We start from the raw sequence: 20,690 nt of genomic DNA, 5'->3' as shown, positions 1-20,690 counted from the left end.
TACCTCCAAATCTTTACTTATCTTAATTTTATCATATAAAATGATATAATATTAGAAGGAGGGATGCGTATGTTTTTTATTGGAATTTTTGGAATAGAAACAAAACAAGAAGAAATAAAAGATGTTCAAAACGTTATATGTAAAGGCTGTGGCTCTTTAACTTCTTATAGGCTAATAAAAACATATAACCTTTTTCACTTTTTCTTTATACCTATTATAAAATGGAGTAAAAGATATTTTTTAATATCAAGATGCTGCAATTCAGCCTTTGAAATATTACCGGAAAAAGGAGAACAACTTGAAAGGGGAATGGATATACCCCTTAATGATGATGACTTAAAACCTTTATACAATGAATATTCATATAACCTTTGCCCAAACTGCAAAAGAGAAGTCGATTTAAATTTCATGTACTGTCCATTTTGTGGAACTAAGTTAAGATGATTAACCTTTAAAAAACTTATCTCATATTATGTCTATTAGGGAGGCGATAATATGGGATATTGGGGTATTTTATCTGTAGTTGTAATATTATTAGTTTACTACTTTATAAACAAATCAGCTGCTAAAAAAATAGCCTTAGAGCTTATGCTCTATATTGAAAAAAGGGCTGAAGAGCTTGCAATCTCTGAAGGAAAAGACAAATTTGAATGGGTAGTAAACCAATACGACAACCTGCCTAAAATAATAAGAACAGTAATTACTAAAGACACTTTTAAACTTCTAATTCAAGAGCTCTTTGATGAAGCTATGAAAGTAATAGATAAAGCAAACAATTAACTCTTTACGAAAGGGTATTGCATTTTTTCGAAATATATTATATAATATACCTTGTCGCAGGGGTATAGCTCAATTGGTAGAGTAGCGGTCTCCAAAACCGTTGGTTGAGGGTTCGATTCCTTCTGCCCCTGCCATTTTTATTTTTTAAAACGGACAGAAAACGGATAAAATTAAGCTCTGGTTTAAGCCAGAGCTTTTTAAATTTTAAAACCTATAATATTTTGTCCTTTATACTTTATAATACAAACCTGTCCACCATTCTTTTTAGATTTTCCGCCATATTTGAAAGCATTGTTGCTGATGATAGTATTTCTTCCTGACCTGCTGTCTGTTCTTCCACTGCAGTTGCAACTTCTTGTGTTTCAGTTAAGGAAATATTTACAGTTTTAATTATTAAGTTACTAAGCTCATTTACTTTTTCAACTGCTTTAGCCATGTCCTCCATTTGTCCATTAATATCTGTAACCTTTTTATGTACATCATCATTAGTTGAAACAATATCTACAAAGGCTTTCATAGCATCTTCAGCATAAGCCCTTCCTGATTTAACCTCATTAACTCCTGAAACCATATTATCAGCAACCTGCTCAGCTTCGTTTTGAATTTCTTTTAAAATTGAAGTTATCTCTTTTGCTGCCTCTAATGTACTTTCAGCAAGCTTCCTAACTTCATCTGCCACAACAGCAAAACCACGCCCTGCCTCTCCTGCACGGGCTGCCTCTATTGCTGCATTAAGTGCAAGAAGGTTTGTCTGAGATGCAACCTCTGATATGGTTCCAAGAACATTTTCTATATTGCTTGATCTTTGTTTTAAAGTATCCGTTATTGTCTTTGTATATGATATTTTATTTTCAATTACCATTATCTGATTTATAAGTCCATTCATTTTTTCGTTACCAAGATTTGCTGCTTTTGAAGCATTTTCAGAGGATTTTAAAACACCATTTGAATCTTTATATACCTTGGAAACTCCATCTCTTAACCTTTCTATTGCTTCTGCAGCATTACGGCATTCATTATCAAGTTTTTCTATACCATCGGAAACCTGTTGCATAGAAGATGCAATTTGTTCATTTACCTTTGAGCTCTGATTTGTATTTCCTTTTAACAATTCAGCACATCTTGTAAGCTCATCACTCTCTTTACTTATTTCACCAATAAGTTCCCTTAAATTCTCGTTCATTTTATTAAACGCCTCAGCAAGAACATATATCTCATCTTTTGATTTCACATTAATTTTTTCAACACCTAAATTACCATCTGCTATATTCTTTGCAGAATTTGCAACCTTTGAAATTGCATTTGTAATATTATATGAGAGAAAAATTGCTACAAAAATGCTTATAAGACCAAATAATATTATTGCACCAATAAGTATACCACCAGTATAGGAAATAGTTTTATCAAGTTCTTTTTTTAAAGTATGCTGATTTTTTAACTCCGTTGATATAAGTACTTGAAATTGATTTTTTAAAAATCCATCTATCTTTTTTACTTCTTCATTTGCCTTAAGCGCCTCACTGAATTTATTTTCTTTTATACTACTGAAGGATTTATTCACTTGCTCTTCATAAGATTCAAGCATCTTTCCTAAAGTATAAAGTATCTTCCTACCTTCATCATCTTTTATGTAACCATCTAATACTTTAAGCTCATTTTTAAGCTTTTCTATTGCTTCAAAGGCTTTTTTCTCATTTTCAACCTTTCTATCCATAAAGTAGTTATAAACTACCTGAGGAACCACAGATGATATGTCAGACAGCTGATTAATGTAGACAGTAGTTTCAATCATTCTGTTAAGTTCCTTTATCTTACTTGTTAATGTAAAATAAGAACCTGCTGCAGTTGCACCCATTAAAATAACAATAGAAACAAACCCTGCAATCAGCTTAATCCTTAAAGAAGCTTTAAATAAATCAGATAATCTAAATGATTCCTTTCTAGTTAATTTAGTTTTTTTAGATGAAAATAAATCTTTCTTCATAACCTATCCCCCATTCTATATAAAATTCCGCTAACAAATACGTTAACAATTTCTTTATATATAATTATCGGAATTATTATGAAAAATTTATAATATTCAATAAATTTTCAACAACAAATGGATAAAAATAATACTTTTTAGTAATTAAGTTAAAATGTGGATAATACATTTAAAAAAATAACTATAAAATATTTAACTTGTTTGATTGATCTATATTCATTCTCTGAGTCATAAAATAATCTGAATCAAAAGGAATAAATATAACGAAAGTTTTTCTATAGTAAAAAAATTCATAAGCATTTCCATTATTTTTTTTCTTCTATTTTTACAAGCTATAATATAGTAGCTGAACTTGATTGTGGATATGTTCTTACAGCTTTTTGCAAGGATGAAGTTAAAAAAGTCATAGCATTTTAGAATAGAGTTTTACAGGATGCAAAGATACCGATGGATACTAAAACAGAAGATAGTCTTACCTCTTTCTGAACAAAGAGCAGCTTTACATACAGATATAGGTAAAACCATCGAAATGAAGGGCTACCAGGCCGTAATAACAATATCCCTTCAGCCTCAAAAATAAACTCTCTCCTATTTTTTAGCTGGAGATTCCTATTTTCTGCTTATCCTGTGTCTTTGAGGTTTTATGGTAATATCATTTAATACTAAGCCTTCCCTTTGAGTCAAAACCATTTTAACAGCATAAGCAATTTCTGATGGATATATATATGTATCTTCAGTTTCTCCTTCTTTAAAATTTGCTTTCCTATAAAAGTTAGTTTTAGTAATGTCAGGATGTATAGTTACAACCTTAACTCCATATTTTCTAACTTCTTCAAATAAGCTTTCTGCAAAATGAGAAAGCCCTGCCTTGGTAGCTGCATAGGCACACCCGTATATGCTTATCTTTTTTGCTGTAACCGATGAAATATTTATAATATATCCCTCATTCTTCTTTAAATCTCTAAGAAGCTGCTGAGTTAATATTAAAGGCACTTCCAAATTTACCATAACCATCTCGTGTATCTTTCTGCTGTTTAACTCTTCATGAGGACCAAAATATCCAACCCCTGCATTATTTACTAAAACATATATCTCTTCCTTGCTTTTTATATCCTTTATAATTCGTATCAAATTATCAGTATTCATCAAATCACAAATTACAGGAATAAAATTATCATCCTTTAGTTTATTCTCATCAAAATTTCTCCCAAATCCATAAACTTTAAAACCTAATTCAATTAAAGTTTTACTTATTTCAAGACCTATTCCCGATGATGCTCCTGTTATTAAAGCTGTTTTCATAATATCCTCCAAAATAAAAAATGTGCAAGAACTTTTATAATCTCCCATCTAGCCGTATTATATCACCATAAATAGCATTTTAAAAGGAGCACCCTTGTGCTCCTTTTCTTATTTATTCATCTTATCAAACTCTGAAAGTTTTCTGTCTATAAAGTTTAAGGATAATGTACTATAGTTAATCTTGTTTATCGTTGTGCTTTCCCATATACTTTTTATCTTTTGCATGTTTTTATCTGAAGTCCTTGAAACAGGGATTTTAACGGTCTGTGTAAATGTGTCCTTACCAATTTTTACTATATACTGATATATATTACTTGTTCTATCAAGATTATAAATCTTTGTAGGATCGCTGTTTACAAAATCATTTATTTCCTTAATATCGTATTCCTTTGAAATTTTAAATATTTGTGCTCCGTTGTATTCTGCTGACTGTATTTTTATTTTTGCAACTCCTATTGCAATATCGCTGTCCCTTAAATAGCCACTAACATTATCAGAAACTATATCATCAATTGGATTTGCATTAAGTCCTGCTGTCATGTTTACACTTATATTACTTGCAGGTTCAAAGGCACTTACATATTCAATGTTACTTACATTATCATCATAATAATAGTATTCTTCAGGCATATACATATATTTATAATCAAAACCAAAATAATCACTGTTTTTATTATAAATATCCCAGCCCTTTGTAAGTTTTGTTTTAAAATCATATTTCTTTGTCTTTAGCTCCTTTGTAGCGTTAAAATCAATAAGGGCATCGGCTGAAACTATCTTCCCAAGGTATTTACTTAATAGTGAACTGTCAAGAGTAAAGGATTCAATCATGTTGTCAAAGTCCTTCCTCTTATTTGCATCTTTATACTTATCATCCTTAATAGTAGCATTAACAAGATATTTGTACCCGTTTCCAACAACATAAAGGCTGCTTACAACATAAGGATTTTTAGTAGTTGTTTTAAACCTTATAACAACCCTTTGAGCATCCATTCCATTTTTATTGAAAGGTTCATTTTTAAGTATTTCATAAGTACTGCTGTTGTAGTTGTTTTTTACCATATCTATTTCCTTTTGTGCAAAACTTGAAGCTGTTTCATTATTGCTACTGGAGCTTATTAAAGATACCGTTATTCCTTCATTAATTTTCACATCATTATTTTCATCACTTTTTGAGTTCATCATATTAAGCTCTTCATCTGAATAAACAGGGCTGAAGCTTTGATTTCTTGAATTAGGTACTCCATCTACTTTCCAGTAAGGGCTTAAAGTTATCTTCCATCCATAGCTTGTATTCTTAAACTCCCTTGTTGTACTTACAGATTCAGAAAGTTCCTTAATATTTGGGTTATTGCTGTCATAAGATGTTTTAAAAGAATTTACAAGCTTATTAAACATATCCTGATGTCCTCTATAAAATTCTCCTGTCATTTGAACGGTTAAATTGTATATATAATTATTTGCAATATATATCCTGTTTTCAATATAATCGCTAAATTCCTCTGCAGCTTTGTCTACAAGGTAATAATCATAATACTTTTCAGTTTTAACTACTTTTATATATCTTTGGTTAAAGGAATCAGTTGCAATTTCCATGTTGTATTCCTTATCTCCCCAAATCCAGTAATTTTGCTGTCTTGAGCTGTTTTGCATCTTATATAATATATCCTCTAATGTTAATTCATCCTCGTTTTTGCTCACCATTAACTGAATATTAGCTCTATAACTGCTTGTTGACATATTAAAAAAGTTCGCTCTGTCAGACTTATATACTATGCCATCATCTGGAAGATACATTGACCATTTATATACTCTGCTTCCTACTTGATTTTTCATTATATCGTTTTGGTTTGAAAAGACTTTGTATAAGTCTATCTTTCCATCATCATCTTTTGCGAAGGAATATACCGGTATTATTGTAGCCATTACAATAGCAGCAATTGCTATTGTAAATATTCTTTTTATTCTTTTCACTTTATTCACCTTCCTTTAATTATCCTTTTTAATAAGTTCCTTTAATGTTACAGTAATTTCAAAGGTCTTATCCTCTCTTTTAAAGGTCATTTTAATCTTATCCCCTGGAAGATGTTTCTTTAATGCCTCATTATACTGTGCTATTGAATTTATAGAAATATCATCTATTTTCTCCAAAAAGTCTCCTTCCTTTACTTCATTCTTTGAAACTGTTGCATCATCTTTAATAGCAGCAACTTTGAGGCCTTGATTTGTAGGTATTCCAAGAAGAGCTGCCCAGTTTTCCTCAAATTCTATTCCTGTATAACACCTTTTTATCTTTCCATATTTATTATATTGATCTATAAAATAAGTAACATTATCTACAGGAATAGAAAAATTCATGCCTTGATAAAATGTATATCCAAGGGTATTAATTCCTACAAGTTCACCCTTCATATTAACAAGAGGCCCACCACTGTTTCCAGGATTTACAGCTGCATCTGTTTGAAGATACATATAAACCCCATCCACTGGCCTGTTAAGTCCACTTATTATCCCTTTGCTTGCACTATTCCTATATCCAAAAAATAAAGGCGTTCCAATTGCTACAACATCGTCTCCAACATCAACATCATCTACACTTGCAAATTTAATAGGTTTCATATTGCTTCTGTTTATCTTTATAAGGGCTAAATCTATGTCCTTGTCTGCATATAAAAGATTTGCTTTATAAGCATTTCCATCATAAGTCACAACATAAATATCATCAAGGCCGTCAATTACATGGTTGTTAGTAATTATTCTTCCGTCGCTGCTTACAACAACTCCAGAACCAAACTGAAGGTTTTGAGGATATTTTGAATAAACTTGATCATCATTTCTATATTTTGTATTCTGCCCAATTATTGCAACAACCGACTGATTTACTGTATCTATAACCTCGGATACAGTCTTTTTTTCCTCCTCAATCTTTAAAATTGCATCCTGTGCCTGGGATATGTAGCTGCTAACTACCTTTTGTTCAGTTTTTTCATCTGTTGCAGCATAGCAAGGTATACTTAAAATAAGTACAGACAAAACAACAGCAGATAGGATTTTTAAGATTTTTTTCATTAATATAACCTCCCTATTTAAAGACGTTTATAATTTTATTATTTCCATAATAAACATCTCTTAGTAAATATTTCATTACATATATTATATAATATAAAAAAGGTAAATAGTTATAAGTTTATTAAAAAACTTATTTTTAATATTAATATATCTACATGATTTAATTGAAAATAAATATAACATGCTGGATAGACAGTTTCTATATCTATCCAGCATGTTAACTACCTTAATTTATTGAAGTATGTGACTTCTATCACTAATTAGGTTAAAAAATACTATAATAATCTTCACCCCAATGTTTTCTTATAAACTCATCCCTTCCTGATATTCCTCTATCCTTTTTATACTCCTCTGGACTTTTTTTATAAAAATCTTGGTGATACTCCTCTGCAAGGTAAAAGGTTTTTGCAGGAAGTATCTGTGTAACTATTGGCTTTTCGAACCTTTTAGAGTTTTCAAGCTCCTTTTTAGATTCTTCTGCTTCAACCCTTTGAGATTCAGTGGTATAAAATATTGCTGTTCTATAGGAAGGCCCTCTGTCATGAAATTGTCCTCCATCATCTGTTGGATCAATCTGCCTCCAATAAACATCAAGTAGTTTCTTATATGTTATTATCTCAGGATCATATATAATCCTTATTGCTTCATAGTGCCCAGAAGTTTGAGATTTAACATCTTTATAGGTAGGATTTTCAAGATGCCCTCCTGTATACCCTGATTCAACTTTTATAACACCATCGAGTATGTCAAAGGGAGATACCATACACCAAAAGCATCCTCCTGCAAAGATAGCAACTTCATATTTTTTATTTTCATCATTCATTATTATTTTCCTCCCTTATACTTTTGATTAAATTTTTACTCTCAGTTCCCGAAATATCTAAAATATTTACAAGTTTAAATATAGTTTGCATAATTATTTATTTTAATTCTATATAATAATTCCTTTACAAACATGGCAAAATTGATCCTCCATGTGGAATTATCAATACTTTTGCATCATTTCCAATTTCCTTTAATGCATTTTCATAAGCAGACTGTACATCAAAATAAGGTTCAAGGAATATACTTCTTACAAAATCAGGCTCAAGTTCTGAAACAAGAAATACTTTTGCATTTTGAAGTACCATTGCAATCGCTGCTGCTTTATGTCCGCCAAGCTTAAAATCCTTTTTAACTCTTTCAATAAGCTCCTCACTTTTTTTTGCATTTAAAAGCCATTCCTCAAATGTATGTTCCCCAAGTCCTTCCCTGCATGATGCTACAAGTATAATTATACCATTCCTTTTAACAGCATGTTTTGCATTATCAAGAGCTTTTTGTGCCTGATAAAGATTAATATCCTTTGGGAATCCACCTGCAGATGTAATTACAATATCAGCCTTTTCCTTTATTTTAATTTTATAGAAGCTATCAAGAAAACGGCATCCTTCTCTGTGAGCATCAATATAATGTCCTGATACACATTTTATAATATTCTTTTTTTCATCAAGAACAACATTTACTATAAAGTCAATAGGTACAAATTTTACTGTTTCTTCTATATCCTGTCTTACAGGATTTGTCTCAATATTTCCTGCATAAGCATTCTCATCAACCATCCTGCTGTGATTTGCCTGAATCGCCTCTCTTGTAGATACACCAGGCATTATAGCCTTAGCTCCCCCACTATATCCTGCAAAATAGTGATATTCTATATTGCCAAGACATATCCTTCTATCTGCTTCTGCAACTATCCTAAAAATATTTATTGGAGTATTGTTTTTTGTATATCCAAAATGAACATAGTCATTTGCATCGCTATCAACACATTTTATTCTTTTGTATATTTCCTCTCCAACAAGATATTTTTTCTCCTCTTCTGTATGCTTTCTATGGCTTCCAAGGGCAAACACAATCGTAATATCATCATCCTCTACTCCTCCCCTTTTAAGCTCTTCAATAACAAAAGGAAGAACAACCTTACTTGGCATAGGTCTCGTAATATCGCTTGTGATTATTACAACCTTTTCACCTTTTTTTATAATTTCGCAAAGCCTTTTTGAATTTATCGGATTTTCTATCGACCTTTTCACCTCATCAGTACCTGTTAATCCGATCTCAACTTCATTTGCATGAAGAACATCCAAAAGATTTTTTTCATCAACATTAACCTTCATCGTAGTTTTTGCAAAACCAAGATTAAATTCCATTTTATCTCCTCCTTATGAAAAATGGACAGCAGACTAAATCTGCCATCCACTTTTGATTATTCTTCAATAGAAATTGGTTTCCCTTCATCAAAGGATTTTTTCGCAGCAAGTCCAATTAAAACTGGCTTTAACCCATCAATTGCCGATACAGGTGTTGGAGTATCATTTAATATTGCATCAAAGAATTCTTTCATTTCATCAGCAAAGGAGTCCATATATCTTTCAAGGAAGAAATACTTTGGCTTATCTGATGTAACAGCATCTTCAGTACTTAAAACAACTGTTGTTGGTGTGTCATTCATAGCTTCAGCTTTACCTTTTGAACCAAATACTTCAACTCTCTGGTCATATCCATAAGCAGCTCTTCTGCTGTTATCTATAATACCTATTGCACCATTTTTGAACTTTAAACTTATTAATGCCGTATCAACATCCCCTGCTTCTCCAATTGCTGGATCAACAAGAACTGCTGCATTTGTATAAACTTCAACTACTTCACTTCCTGTAAGATATCTTACCATATCAAAATCATGAATTGTCATATCAAGGAACATTCCTCCAGATACCTTAACATATTCAATAGGAGGTGGTGCTGGATCTCTTGATGTTACTTTTACAATATGAACATCCCCAATTTTACCATCTTTAACAAGTTCACGAACCTTTTTAAAGTTATGATCAAATCTTCTGTTAAATCCTACCTGATACTTTATTCCTGCCTTTTCAACTGCTTCAAGAACAGCATTTATTCTACTAAGGTCATAGTCAATTGGTTTTTCACAAAATATGTGTTTCCCAGCATTTGCAGCTTCTATACTTATTTGTGAGTGAGTATTTGTTGATGAACATATAACAACTGCATCTATTTCAGGATCATCTATTATTTTTTTATAATCATCATATACATTCTTAATACCAAGACTTTGCGCAAAATCTTTAATTTTATCCGCATATACATCAGCAATAGCTTTAACTTCAACATATCCAAACTTTTTTACAATATTTTCAGCATGAATTTTGCCTATTCTTCCTGCACCAATAATACCAACTTTTAATTTCTTTTCCATAATTACCCTCCTAAAGTCCTGTTTTTTCTCTAATATATTTTCTTGCCTTTATAGCATATTCAAGAGGATTTGCCTTTGCTGGGTCTTGTTCTGCTTCAACTATAAACCAACCTTCATAATTATTTTCTTCAAGTATTTTAAATAATGGTTCAAAATTAATCATTCCATCTCCCGGAACAGTAAATACACCCTCTTTTACTGCCTGAAGAAAACTCAATTTTTCTTCTTTTACCTTTTTTAATACACCTTCTCTTATATCTTTTAGATGAACATGTTTAATTCTTTTAACATACTTTTTAAGTATTTCTTCTGGATTTTCTCCCGAGAAAGTTAAATGTCCTGTATCAAACAATAGATATACAAGGTCTTCATCAGTCATGCTCATCAGCTTTTCAATTTCTTCTGTTGTCTGAACTCCTGTTCCCATGTGGTGGTGATATACTATCTTCATATCTTTCTCAAGTGCAAGCTTTCCTAATTCTTCAAGGCCTCTTGCAAGTTTTTCCCATTCTTCTTCAGTAAAAATAGGTTTTTTATCAAACACTGGGACATCCATCATTCCCTGTATGCTGTGGCCCTGCTCTGCAACAACTATAACCTTTGCACCCATTTCATGTAGAAAATCCCTATGCTTTATAAAAGCTTCTTTTGTCTCTTCAAAAGGTTTTGTTGTTAAAAAAGCACTGAACCATGCACTTGCAATAGATATTCCCCTTAAATTTAAAGCTTTTTTAAGAACTTTTGTATCTTTTGGATACTTATTTCCAACTTCGCTTCCTATGAATCCTGCAAGAGCCATCTCGCTTATGCACTGCTCAAATGTATTTTGGCTTCCAAGCTCTGGCATGTCATCATTTGTCCATGCTATTGGAGCAATTCCAAGCTTTACTTTACTTTTATCAAACATAATATATCCCCCATTTTAAAATTTCTTTGTCTTTTTAATTTCTTCGGACATTTTTTGGTATGCTTCTCTTACGGATTGGTTTTCTGATACCTCAGGTACACCTACACGCCACCATGACTCATATCCTCCAGTCATAGTCTTTGGAGCAACCTTTATATCAATTAGTGTTGAAACATTATCTTTCCTTGCACATTTTATTGCTTCTCTTAATTCTTCAATATTTGTAACGGTATATGTTTTACATCCGTATCCTTTTGCTACTTCAGCATAGCTTATTGGTATTGACTGCCCAGTTAATCTTCCAGTTTTTTCATCACGGAACTTAAACTGTGTTGCAAAAGTTGGTATTCCTTGAGAGTTCTGCAGGTTTTCTATACATCCAAAACCTGAGTTGTCAAAAAGAAGTACATTAATCTTTTTACCTTCCTGAATGCTTGTTACAAGCTCTGAATGGAGCATCAAATAGCTTCCGTCTCCAACCATAGAGTATACTTCTTTATCAGGTTCTGCAATTTTAACACCAAGTGCAGCGCATACTTCATAACCCATACATGAAAAACCGTATTCCATGTGATATGTCTTGGGTTTTTCAGGTCTCCATACCCTTTGTAGATCTCCCGGAAGGCTTCCTGATGAACCGACAATTATATCATTCTTATCAATTAGCTTGTCAAGTTCCCCAAGAACTCTTGTCTGTGAAAGACCATTTTCACTATCAGCCTTAAATAGCCTGTCTACTTCTTCTTCCCACTCTTTCTTTGCTTTTTCTATTTCTTCTTTATACGAAGACATATATCCTACCTCATCAAGTGCTTTATAAAGTGCTTCAAGTCCTGCCTTTGCATCTGAAATTATAGAACATGCATTCATTTTGTATGCATCAAAGGAGTTCACATTTATTGAAACAACTTCAACATCAGGATTTTTAAAGAGCCATTTTGATGAGGTTGTGAAATCTGAAAGCCTGCTTCCAACTGCAATTACAAGGTCTGCATCCATTGCTATCCTGTTTGCTGCAAGTCCTCCGGTAACCCCGATTCCTCCAAGATTTAATTTGTGTTTCCATGATACAGCACCTTTACCAGCCTGTGTTTCACCAAATGGTATATTAAACCTTTCAGCAAACTTTACAAGTACATCTGCAGCTTCAGAATAAACAACGCCTCCACCACATATTATTAATGGCTTTTTCTTATTTTTAATTTTTGCTACTGCTCTTTCAATTTCAGCTTTTGATGGTTCTCTTCTTGATATAATGTGAATTCTTTTTTCAAAGAACTCAACAGGATAGTCATAAGCCTCTCCCTGAACATCTTGAGGGATGCATATAGTTACAGCACCTGTATCTGCAGGATCAGTTAATACTCTCATTGCATTAATCATAGCACTCATTAGCTGCTCTGGTCTTTCAATCCTGTCCCAGTACCTTGATACGGCCTTAAATGCATCATTTGCAGTAATTGAATAACTAAGAGGATGCTCAACTTGCTGAAGAACTGGATCCGGCTGTCTACAAGCAAATGTATCGCCGGGAAATAATAAAAGCGGTATTCTGTTTACCGTTGCAGTTCCTGCAGCAGTAACCATGTTTAATGCGCCAGGTCCAATTGAAGATGTACATGCTATTATTTCTCTTCTGTTTTTCTGCTTTGCATATCCTATAGCAGCATGTGCCATTCCCTGTTCATTTTTCCCTTGATAAACAACAATATCTCCTTTATAGCTCTCAAGAGCTTCGCCAAATCCGACAACACATCCATGACCGAAAATTGTGAAAATTCCCTTTACGAATTTCTTTTGAACTCCATCAAATTCTACATACTGATTATCAAGAAACTTTAAAAGTGCCTGACCCATTGTAAGTCTTATCGTCTTCAATTTTCTCACCCCTTTTAATTATTTTTCCGGCCAAATCTTTGCATTTTTATCATTTACCCAAAGATGCTCACTTTCAAATATTGGATACTGAGGACTCTTGTACGGATTTCCGTCAATATGCCTTATAACCCATATATAATACATTGCATATCCAGGTGCAGTAACTTGAGGATGACTTACATCATCAAGAATCTTTATAGTGTAGTTGTTTTTTACCTTTTCTACGTTATCACCAAGCTGTGAAAATCCATATCCGTTTTCAGGATAGAATTTATAAAAATATATTTCAGGCTGAGGATGATGATGTGGAGGATAGCTTGACCATTTCCCTGGAAAATCTATAACTTCTCCAAGTACAAGATTTGAATAGTCTGCATTTGAATAATCAAATACTGTTCTTACTATTCTTGTCGAACATTCATTAAGCGTCCCTTTTCCTCTCTCTTCGCTTGCACATTCATCTGGTGAATAAAGTCTTGCATCAAAATTTCTATCATTGGTTGTACTTGTTATATTAATCTCAGAATCATCAGATATTCCAGTAATTTTAACTTCAGTACACTTTGGGACATGAAGTACCCAAGGGTTATAGTCAAAACATGATTCTCTTTTTATTATTCTTTTGCATCCGTTCCACTCAAGTGCTACTTCCCCCTTTATCAGAAGAAAGGCTCTTTCCTTATTTTCACTAAAAAATATTTCCTTATGTTCTTTTTTTAGCCTTAAAATCCCAAAATCCATCATTGTATCATGTTCTTTTTCTCCCATTACGGTTATAGCATTATATCCATATTCAAAGGGTTTATCTTGACAAATTTTAATCATCTAAAACACCTCTTTATGAGTTCTTTCTTTCAAGCACTTTTTTAACTTTTTCAACAATTGATTCAGGAGTAAGCTTAAACCTTAACTTTAAATAATCAACAGGTCCAACTTCTCCGAATTCATCCATAACTCCTACCTTATCAACTGGGACTAAAGTACTTCCTGCTATAACCTCAGAGACTGCAGAATAAAGTCCGTTAATTACACTGTGGTTTTCAACAGTAACTATTGCACCTGTTTCCTTTGCGCATTTTATTATAAGTTCCCTATCTATTGGTTTTAATGTAAATATGTTTACAACCCTTGCTGATATACCCATTTTTTCAAGCTCCTCGGAAGCTTTTAAAGCATCATCAACCATAATTCCTGTTGCAATTATTGTAACGTCTCTTCCATCCTTTAAAGTAATTCCTTTTCCTATTTCAAATGTTGAGCTGTCCTCATAAATTTTTACTGCATTTTTCCTTAAAAGCCTTATATAAAACAGGCCGTACATATTTGAAGTTTGTTTTATAATATCTTTTAGCATTACAGAATCAACAGGTTCCAAAATTGTAATGTTAGGAATATTTCTAAGTATACCCATATCCTCAAAAGGCATATGAGTTCCTCCGTTGTATGCAGCAGTAACCCCAGGGTCGCTTCCTACAATTCTTACGTTTAATTTTGCATATCCACAGGATAAGAAAAGCTGGTCAAAACATCTTCTTGTTGCAAAAGGCCCAAAGCTGTGTGCATAAGGTATAAGCCCTGTTGCTGAAAGTCCCGCTGCAATACCAACCATATTAGCTTCCTGTACACCAACATTAAATGTCCTTCCAGGGTATTTTTTCGCATATTTTGTCATTCCCATTGAATTCATAAGATCTGCATCAAGTACTACAATTTTTTTATTTTCCTCTGAAAGCTCCATAAGCGTTTCGCAGTATACATTTCTCATTTCCTTATCTTCTTTAACTCTTTTATTTGCCAATACTACACTCATGCTATCACCTCCTGTCAAGTTCATTTAAAAGAACATTGAGTGCTTCTTCCATCTGCTGCCTGCTTACTGTCATATGATGGTTATATAGTTCATTTTCAGCAAAACTGCATCCTTTCCCTTTTACTGTATGCAGTATTATTGCAGACGGCTTTTCATTCTGCTTTTTTGCATTTTCAACTGCTTCATAAATTTCTGAAACATTATGGCCGTCAACTTCCTGTGTAAACCATTTGAAAGCTTCGAATTTTGATTTTAAATCTCCAAGATCATTTATATCTGCAGTATATCCATCAAGCTGTTTTTTATTGTAATCAACAAATACTACAAGATTGCTTAATTTCTGATGTGCAGCATAAAGTACTGCTTCCCAGACCTGACCTTCCTGCATTTCTCCATCGCCAAGTATTAAATAAGTTGTATTTTTTCTGCCACTATATCTATTTCCAAGTGCTACCCCAACTGCAAGTGATGAGCCCTGTCCAAGGGAGCCTGTTGTCATATCTATTCCTGTTGTAAGGTTTCTATCACAGTGGCTTGGAAGGTGAGTGCCTGGCTTATTTAAAGTCATAAGCTCCTCAATTGGGAAAAATCCTTTTAGTGCTAATGCAGAGTATATTGTAGGGCCTGCATGTCCTTTTGAGCATATAAGATAATCTCTATCCTCCCACTTTGGATTTTTAGGATCGTATTTCATTACAGCATCATATAATACAGCAATAGTATCCGCAATTGACATTGCTCCTCCAATATGACCGAATCCAAGGTTCCCTATTGCTTTTATGGTTTCAATTCTAATTTTTAAAGCAAACTTTTCAATTTCCTTTATTTTTTCACTGCTTAACATTTTCTACCTCCATATTTATGGTACATACTGCTTAAATTTATAATCATGCATAAAAGAGTGCCTGCAGCATATACCAAAATAAGATTTATTTATATTCTCTGCTGTATGCTTTTTTCATTGCTTCAATAAGAGGCATTTTAACTCCAGATAAGAACCTTACCATCGCTCCTCCTGCTGTACATACATAATTAATATTTGAAGTATCTATGAATTTTTGAGCCGCACTTACTGTATCTCCCCCGCCTATTACCGAATATCCTTTAGCATTTGCAATAGCCTTCCAAATCTCTCTTGTTCCATTTTCAAAAAGTTTATTCTCATATACTCCTGCCGGACCGTTTACAAATATAGTTCCTGCTGATGCTATTTCCTTTTTGAATATTTCAATTGTCTTTTGCCCAATATCAAGGAAAAGTTCATTGACAGGAAGACTTTCAATATTTATTTCAAATCTTTCACCATCTTTTTCAAAGGCAAGGTCAACAGGATAAATTATTTTTTCTCCAAAGTTTTCAATATATTCCTTTGCAGGCTTTAAAAATACATCAAGGGACCTATCCTTTATAAACTTTTCATTTTTCTCTCCAAGATTATATCCTTTTGCCATAAGCATTATATGCCCTGTAACACCACAAGCAAGTATTTTATCTGCACTTCCATTCTCCAAAACCTGCTTCATCATTCCAAATGCATCTGATATTTTAAGACCTCCTAAAACAAATACATTTGGTCTATCAGGATTTTCCATAACCTTGCATAAAGCATCAATTTCCTTCTTTAAAAGTATTCCTCCAGCTGATGGGAGAATTTCTTGAAATGCCACCATTGAAGGTGCATTTCTGTGTGCAGCTGCAAATGCATCATTAACATAATAGTCCGCAAGAGGTGCAAGACTTCTTACAAGATAGGTATTAAGCATCTCATAAGGCTCTAATTTTACTACATCCTCAAATGTTGAAATCTCTTCGCAAAGATATCTTAAGTTCCCCAAAAATACTGCTTCTCCTGGCTTTAAATTTTTAACTGCCTCTCTTGCTGCAATACCACATACGTCATCAATATATTTTATTTCTATCCCCAAAAGGCTTGAAAGTTTTTGAGCATGTTCTTCCATTGGAATTAAGTTATGGTAATCAAGTGTATCACCCTGATGTGCAATTATTGCAACCTTTGCTTTTTTCTCCAGAAGATATTTTATTGTTGGAATACTCTTTTTTATTCTATTTTCATTCACAATCTTTTTTGTCACAGGGTCAATAGGTGAATTTACATCTATTCTTAGAATTACTGTCTTTCCTTCGTAGTTAAACTCATCCATCGATCTAATTTTTGTTATTTTTACATCCATTTTCCCATCCCCAAATATTTATTTGTTTCTGTAGTTGCTGAAATCCTATCTGTCTGCATCATTAAAGCAGCTCTAATTCCGTCTATTGTTTCAGGAATTGTTACAGCTTCCTGAGGTATGTTTATTGCATACATTATGTCATCTCCTGAATTTACAACTGATTCTTCCCAAAGTGCAATTTCATACATATCTCCTCTTGGATTTCCAAGGTCTCTTGCATATCTAAAGAGTGAAGCATTTCCAAGGAACCCGTCCGCAATTCTAACTACTCTTATTCTTGGATGTTTCTTGAAGCACTCAATTGCCTCTTCCTTTGATATCTTTTTCTTTGGTGTTGCAACTACTGTTATTATATGTCCATGAGTAACAGGTGTATGAACAAGTATTCCTGTTGCATTTATATGAGGCATTATAGTCATTAAATCTACTGCCTGATGGCTTGGGGCCTTGTCTATCTGAAGAGCATTTGTAAGTCCTCTGTGATAATCACCAGGATCAGCTACACGCCTTATTATAGTTATTGCAACTTTTTCTATTCCAAACTCACGGTCAAGGCAGTCGACTGATCTTATAAGCCCTGTTGTGTTGCAGGATGTAAGTTTTAAGAACTGTTTTCCAAGTCCTTTTTCATAGTTTGCATATCCATGGAAGAATACATCAGCAACAGAGTTTTTCTCTCCTCCCTGGAATATTGCCTTTCTGTTGTACTTTGCATAAAGTTCCTTATTTTTTGCTCCAACACCTGCACTTGTGGCATCAAGTATAATATCAGTCTTTTTAACCAAATCTTCCAGAGTTCCTGATACAGGAATACCAAGTTCCTCAAACATTTTAATGTTCTCTGGCATTGCAAGATAAAAGTTGTATGGCATTCCTTTTTCTTTAAGTGCTCTTATTGCAAGGGTTGGTGATACATCAGCAACACCAACAAGCTCCATGTCCTTTTGAAGTGCAACACCATCTGCAAGCCTTTGACCTATAACTCCATAACCTACAACTCCAACTTTAACCATTTTATCAACCTCCTAAATTATTTTTTTAATAATTCAATAGTATGGTTTCTTACCCACTCTGGGGTTATACCTTCTGCTCTTGCTACTTTTGTATCTATAGCAGCTTTTGCAACAGCCTCTGCAACTTTTGGTGCAATTCTCAAATCAAATGCATTTGGAAGAATATAGTCTTCATTTAATTCACTATCTTCAACTACACTTGCAATCGCATAAGCTGCCGCAATTTTCATTTCCTCATTTATCTGGGAAGCTCTTACGTCAAGTGCTCCTCGGAATATTCCTGGAAATGCAAGTACATTGTTGATTTGATTGGGAAAATCTGAACGGCCTGTCCCAATGATTCTTGCACCTCCTTTTTTTGCCTCATCTGGATAAATTTCTGGTACCGGATTTGCCAGCGCAAAAACTATGGCATCTTTACTCATTGTTTTTACCATATCAGTAGTTAAGACATTTGCAACAGATACCCCTATAAATACATCTGCACCTTTAATTGCATCACTTAAAGTACCTGTTACGTTATCTTTATTAGTTATTTCTGCAAGTTTCTTTTTATTAAAATCAAGCCTACTTCTATTCTTTGATATTATTCCAGCTCTATCGCATATAAGAATATCCTTTACTCCAGATTTTATTAAGAGCTTTGTTATAGATGTCCCAGCCGCACCTGCTCCATTTATTACTACTTTTAAATCCTCAAACCTTTTACCTGTAATTTTAAGTGCATTTATAAGTGCTGCAAGAGTTACAACCGCTGTACCATGCTGATCATCATGGAATACTGGTATGTTACAAATCTCTTTCAACTTATCTTCTATTTCAAAGCATTCTGGAGCTTTTATATCCTCTAAATTTATCCCTCCAAAGGTAGGTTCCATAAGTTTTACAGTCTCGACTATTTTATTTACATCCTTTGTATCAATACATATTGGAAAAGCATCGATTCCTGCAAATGATTTAAACAAAACAGCTTTACCTTCCATTACTGGTAGCCCTGCTCCTGCTCCTATATCACCAAGTCCAAGAACTGCCGTTCCATTTGTAACTACTGCAACCCAATTTCCTTTTGAAGTATAATCGTATATTTTTTCATAATTTTCTTTAATTTCAAGGCACGGTTCTGCAACACCAGGGGTATAAGCCAAAGTCATATCATCTTTACTATTTACTGGAACTTTACAATGAAGAGCTATTTTCCCTTGATTATCTTTATGTACTTTTAAAGCCCTTAACTTTAAATCCATATTATTCCTCCTAATGATTTATTTTTCTCAATTTAAGTAAATTAATTCTTTAAAAGTTTTATTTACTTAAACGTTTAAGTTTAACTATATTATATTACCCCATTATTGAAAATTCAATAATTATCTAATTTTTAGCAATATTATGTTATTTATAGAGTCTATATTTATACTATCATAATTAGAATTAACTAATTCTATAAATTCAGATTTAAATATAATTTTATCCGGTATTTCTTTTTATTAACTTAGGTTTTAATATAATATTTTCATACTTAATCTCTGGATTCTTTATTTTAGATAAAAGCATACTTGCTGCATACTGTCCCATCTTATATTTAGGCTGTAGTATTGTAGTTAGTGATATTTCAGGCAATCTTGCAAAAGGAATATCATCAAAACCTACAATTTTTATCTCATCTGGTATCCTTAAACCAAACTCTAGAGCTGCACGCATAACTCCAAGAGCAAGTAAGTCATTGCCTGCAAAAACACCATCTGGTATTATCCCTTCATTAAAGACTTTTTTCATTATAAGGTATCCACTTTCCTGTTTAAAATCACCATTTCTTATATACTTTTCATCAATTTCAAAATTATTTTCAATTAACGCCCTTTTATATCCTTCTAATCTTTGTTTGTTAGACTGAACATTTTCTTTTCCTCCAATAAACATTATCTTCTTACAGTTTTGTTTTATTAAATGTTTTACAGCTAAATATCCTCCCTTTTCATCATCAATAACAACATAGTTTTGATTATTATACTCTTTTTTTGTTCCAACAATTACAATTGGAATATCTACACTTTCTAACCTCAAATTTCCTTCACCAATAGGTGCAATTATTATTCCATCAACTTTTTTACTTATTAATAGGTTTATATAATCATTTTCGCTGCTGTTTTTCCAATTGGAATTACATAGGAAAACACTATAGCCTTCTTTATTAACCGTTTCTTCTATTGCCATTGCAATCTCAGAATAAAAAGGATTTGTAATATCTGGAATAATAAGTCCAATTGTTTTTGTTTCATTTTTTACAAGCCCTCTTGCAATATAGTTAGGTTTATAATTTAACTCTTCTGCAACCTTCCTTACTTTTGCTTTCATCTCTTCACTTATATCATCCCTGTCACTTAATGCTTTTGAAACTGTTGCAAATGATACATTTAATATTTTTGCAATATCTTTAATTGTAACTGCCATCTTTATCCCAACCTAATTTTTTTGTTAAATATTAATTTATATTATATC

At 32.8% G+C, this 20,690-nt stretch carries 18 protein-coding genes and 1 tRNA gene; 3 read left to right on the top strand and 16 right to left on the bottom strand.

The window, feature by feature from the left end; genetic code table 11:
• The first annotated feature begins 69 nt into the window (after positions 1-69).
• The 3 genes from FDN13_RS09975 to FDN13_RS09965 all read left to right on the top strand — a co-directional run bounded on the left by FDN13_RS09975 (position 70) and on the right by FDN13_RS09965 (position 914).
• Positions 70-444 carry a zinc ribbon domain-containing protein gene (locus FDN13_RS09975; protein ID WP_138980064.1) on the top strand — a complete coding sequence of 125 codons (375 nt, stop codon included), beginning with the start codon at positions 70-72 and terminating at the stop codon, positions 442-444.
• A gap of 51 nt (positions 445-495) precedes the next feature.
• Positions 496-780 carry a hypothetical protein gene (locus FDN13_RS09970; protein WP_138980063.1) on the top strand — a complete coding sequence of 95 codons (285 nt, stop codon included), beginning with the start codon at positions 496-498 and terminating at the stop codon, positions 778-780.
• A 58-nt stretch (positions 781-838) separates the two neighbouring features.
• Positions 839-914: transfer RNA gene (locus FDN13_RS09965), tRNA-Trp, on the top strand.
• Between the two features lie 101 nt (positions 915-1,015).
• On the opposite strand, the gene FDN13_RS09960 is transcribed toward FDN13_RS09965, so the two are convergent.
• The 16 genes from FDN13_RS09960 to FDN13_RS09885 all read right to left on the bottom strand — a co-directional run bounded on the left by FDN13_RS09960 (position 1,016) and on the right by FDN13_RS09885 (position 20,642).
• Complete coding sequence (locus FDN13_RS09960) at positions 1,016-2,764, bottom strand: methyl-accepting chemotaxis protein (RefSeq protein ID WP_138980062.1); 1,749 nt, start codon at positions 2,762-2,764, stop codon at positions 1,016-1,018.
• Between the two features lie 609 nt (positions 2,765-3,373).
• Positions 3,374-4,066 carry an SDR family oxidoreductase gene (locus tag FDN13_RS09955; protein ID WP_138980061.1) on the bottom strand — a complete coding sequence of 231 codons (693 nt, stop codon included), beginning with the start codon at positions 4,064-4,066 and terminating at the stop codon, positions 3,374-3,376.
• Between the two features lie 108 nt (positions 4,067-4,174).
• Positions 4,175-6,040, bottom strand: a complete 1,866-nt coding sequence (locus FDN13_RS09950) for a hypothetical protein (RefSeq protein WP_138980060.1) — start codon at positions 6,038-6,040, stop codon at positions 4,175-4,177.
• Between the two features lie 15 nt (positions 6,041-6,055).
• Positions 6,056-7,135 (bottom strand): S1C family serine protease, encoded by a 1,080-nt coding sequence (locus FDN13_RS09945; RefSeq protein WP_138980059.1) that lies wholly within the window; start codon positions 7,133-7,135, stop codon positions 6,056-6,058.
• A gap of 265 nt (positions 7,136-7,400) precedes the next feature.
• Positions 7,401-7,958, bottom strand: a complete 558-nt coding sequence (gene msrA / locus FDN13_RS09940; protein ID WP_138980058.1) for a peptide-methionine (S)-S-oxide reductase MsrA — start codon at positions 7,956-7,958, stop codon at positions 7,401-7,403.
• A gap of 124 nt (positions 7,959-8,082) precedes the next feature.
• A complete protein-coding gene (gene larA / locus FDN13_RS09935) occupies positions 8,083-9,327 on the bottom strand; it encodes a nickel-dependent lactate racemase (protein WP_138980057.1) in 1,245 nt (414 codons plus the stop codon).
• Between the two features lie 56 nt (positions 9,328-9,383).
• Entirely contained in the window at positions 9,384-10,394 is a 1,011-nt protein-coding gene (gene iolG / locus FDN13_RS09930; protein ID WP_138980056.1) for an inositol 2-dehydrogenase, read from the bottom strand.
• A gap of 10 nt (positions 10,395-10,404) precedes the next feature.
• Positions 10,405-11,301, bottom strand: coding sequence for a myo-inosose-2 dehydratase (gene iolE / locus FDN13_RS09925; protein ID WP_138980055.1), 897 nt, complete (start codon positions 11,299-11,301; stop codon positions 10,405-10,407).
• 15 nt (positions 11,302-11,316) lie between these two features.
• Positions 11,317-13,179, bottom strand: coding sequence for a 3D-(3,5/4)-trihydroxycyclohexane-1,2-dione acylhydrolase (decyclizing) (gene iolD, locus FDN13_RS09920; RefSeq protein WP_138980054.1), 1,863 nt, complete (start codon positions 13,177-13,179; stop codon positions 11,317-11,319).
• Between the two features lie 18 nt (positions 13,180-13,197).
• Positions 13,198-14,004: a 5-deoxy-glucuronate isomerase gene (locus FDN13_RS09915; RefSeq protein WP_138980053.1), complete on the bottom strand. Its 807-nt coding sequence runs from the start codon at positions 14,002-14,004 to the stop codon at positions 13,198-13,200.
• A 13-nt stretch (positions 14,005-14,017) separates the two neighbouring features.
• The gene (locus FDN13_RS09910) at positions 14,018-14,989 is read right to left on the bottom strand and encodes a transketolase family protein (RefSeq protein WP_138980052.1); all 972 of its coding nucleotides are present in this window, start codon (positions 14,987-14,989) and stop codon (positions 14,018-14,020) included.
• Between the two features lie 4 nt (positions 14,990-14,993).
• Complete coding sequence (locus tag FDN13_RS09905; RefSeq protein ID WP_138980051.1) at positions 14,994-15,833, bottom strand: transketolase; 840 nt, start codon at positions 15,831-15,833, stop codon at positions 14,994-14,996.
• A gap of 85 nt (positions 15,834-15,918) precedes the next feature.
• On the bottom strand, positions 15,919-17,181 hold the full coding sequence (locus FDN13_RS09900; protein ID WP_138980050.1) for a phosphoglycerate kinase: 1,263 nt from the start codon (positions 17,179-17,181) through the stop codon (positions 15,919-15,921).
• Positions 17,172-18,194 (bottom strand): type II glyceraldehyde-3-phosphate dehydrogenase, encoded by a 1,023-nt coding sequence (locus FDN13_RS09895; RefSeq protein WP_138980049.1) that lies wholly within the window; start codon positions 18,192-18,194, stop codon positions 17,172-17,174. The genes FDN13_RS09900 and FDN13_RS09895 overlap by 10 nt, the downstream gene beginning before the upstream one ends.
• Positions 18,195-18,211: 17 nt before the next feature.
• The gene (locus FDN13_RS09890) at positions 18,212-19,438 is read right to left on the bottom strand and encodes an NAD(P)-dependent malic enzyme (RefSeq protein WP_138980048.1); all 1,227 of its coding nucleotides are present in this window, start codon (positions 19,436-19,438) and stop codon (positions 18,212-18,214) included.
• A gap of 220 nt (positions 19,439-19,658) precedes the next feature.
• Entirely contained in the window at positions 19,659-20,642 is a 984-nt protein-coding gene (locus tag FDN13_RS09885; protein WP_138980047.1) for a LacI family DNA-binding transcriptional regulator, read from the bottom strand.
• Positions 20,643-20,690: the final 48 nt, after the last annotated feature.

It is taken from the genome of Caloramator sp. E03 (assembly GCF_006016075.1).
Classification (GTDB): domain Bacteria; phylum Bacillota; class Clostridia; order Clostridiales; family Caloramatoraceae; genus Caloramator_B.
This window is presented reverse-complemented; position numbering and strand designations above follow the sequence as displayed.

Excerpts from the sequence above, each read along its gene's own strand:
- FDN13_RS09975 (WP_138980064.1), top strand. The coding sequence starts at position 70 with ATGTTTTTTATTGGAATTTTTGGAATAGAAACAAAACAAGAAGAAATA.
- FDN13_RS09970 (WP_138980063.1), top strand. The coding sequence starts at position 496 with ATGGGATATTGGGGTATTTTATCTGTAGTTGTAATATTATTAGTTTAC.
- FDN13_RS09960 (WP_138980062.1), bottom strand. The coding sequence starts at position 2,764 with ATGAAGAAAGATTTATTTTCATCTAAAAAAACTAAATTAACTAGAAAG.
- FDN13_RS09955 (WP_138980061.1), bottom strand. The coding sequence starts at position 4,066 with ATGAAAACAGCTTTAATAACAGGAGCATCATCGGGAATAGGTCTTGAA.
- FDN13_RS09945 (WP_138980059.1), bottom strand. The coding sequence starts at position 7,135 with ATGAAAAAAATCTTAAAAATCCTATCTGCTGTTGTTTTGTCTGTACTT.
- msrA (WP_138980058.1), bottom strand. The coding sequence starts at position 7,958 with ATGAATGATGAAAATAAAAAATATGAAGTTGCTATCTTTGCAGGAGGA.
- larA (WP_138980057.1), bottom strand. The coding sequence starts at position 9,327 with ATGGAATTTAATCTTGGTTTTGCAAAAACTACGATGAAGGTTAATGTT.
- iolG (WP_138980056.1), bottom strand. The coding sequence starts at position 10,394 with ATGGAAAAGAAATTAAAAGTTGGTATTATTGGTGCAGGAAGAATAGGC.
- iolE (WP_138980055.1), bottom strand. The coding sequence starts at position 11,301 with ATGTTTGATAAAAGTAAAGTAAAGCTTGGAATTGCTCCAATAGCATGG.
- FDN13_RS09915 (WP_138980053.1), bottom strand. The coding sequence starts at position 14,004 with ATGATTAAAATTTGTCAAGATAAACCCTTTGAATATGGATATAATGCT.
- FDN13_RS09910 (WP_138980052.1), bottom strand. The coding sequence starts at position 14,989 with ATGAGTGTAGTATTGGCAAATAAAAGAGTTAAAGAAGATAAGGAAATG.
- FDN13_RS09905 (WP_138980051.1), bottom strand. The coding sequence starts at position 15,833 with ATGTTAAGCAGTGAAAAAATAAAGGAAATTGAAAAGTTTGCTTTAAAA.
- FDN13_RS09900 (WP_138980050.1), bottom strand. The coding sequence starts at position 17,181 with ATGGATGTAAAAATAACAAAAATTAGATCGATGGATGAGTTTAACTAC.
- FDN13_RS09895 (WP_138980049.1), bottom strand. The coding sequence starts at position 18,194 with ATGGTTAAAGTTGGAGTTGTAGGTTATGGAGTTATAGGTCAAAGGCTT.
- FDN13_RS09890 (WP_138980048.1), bottom strand. The coding sequence starts at position 19,438 with ATGGATTTAAAGTTAAGGGCTTTAAAAGTACATAAAGATAATCAAGGG.
- FDN13_RS09885 (WP_138980047.1), bottom strand. The coding sequence starts at position 20,642 with ATGGCAGTTACAATTAAAGATATTGCAAAAATATTAAATGTATCATTT.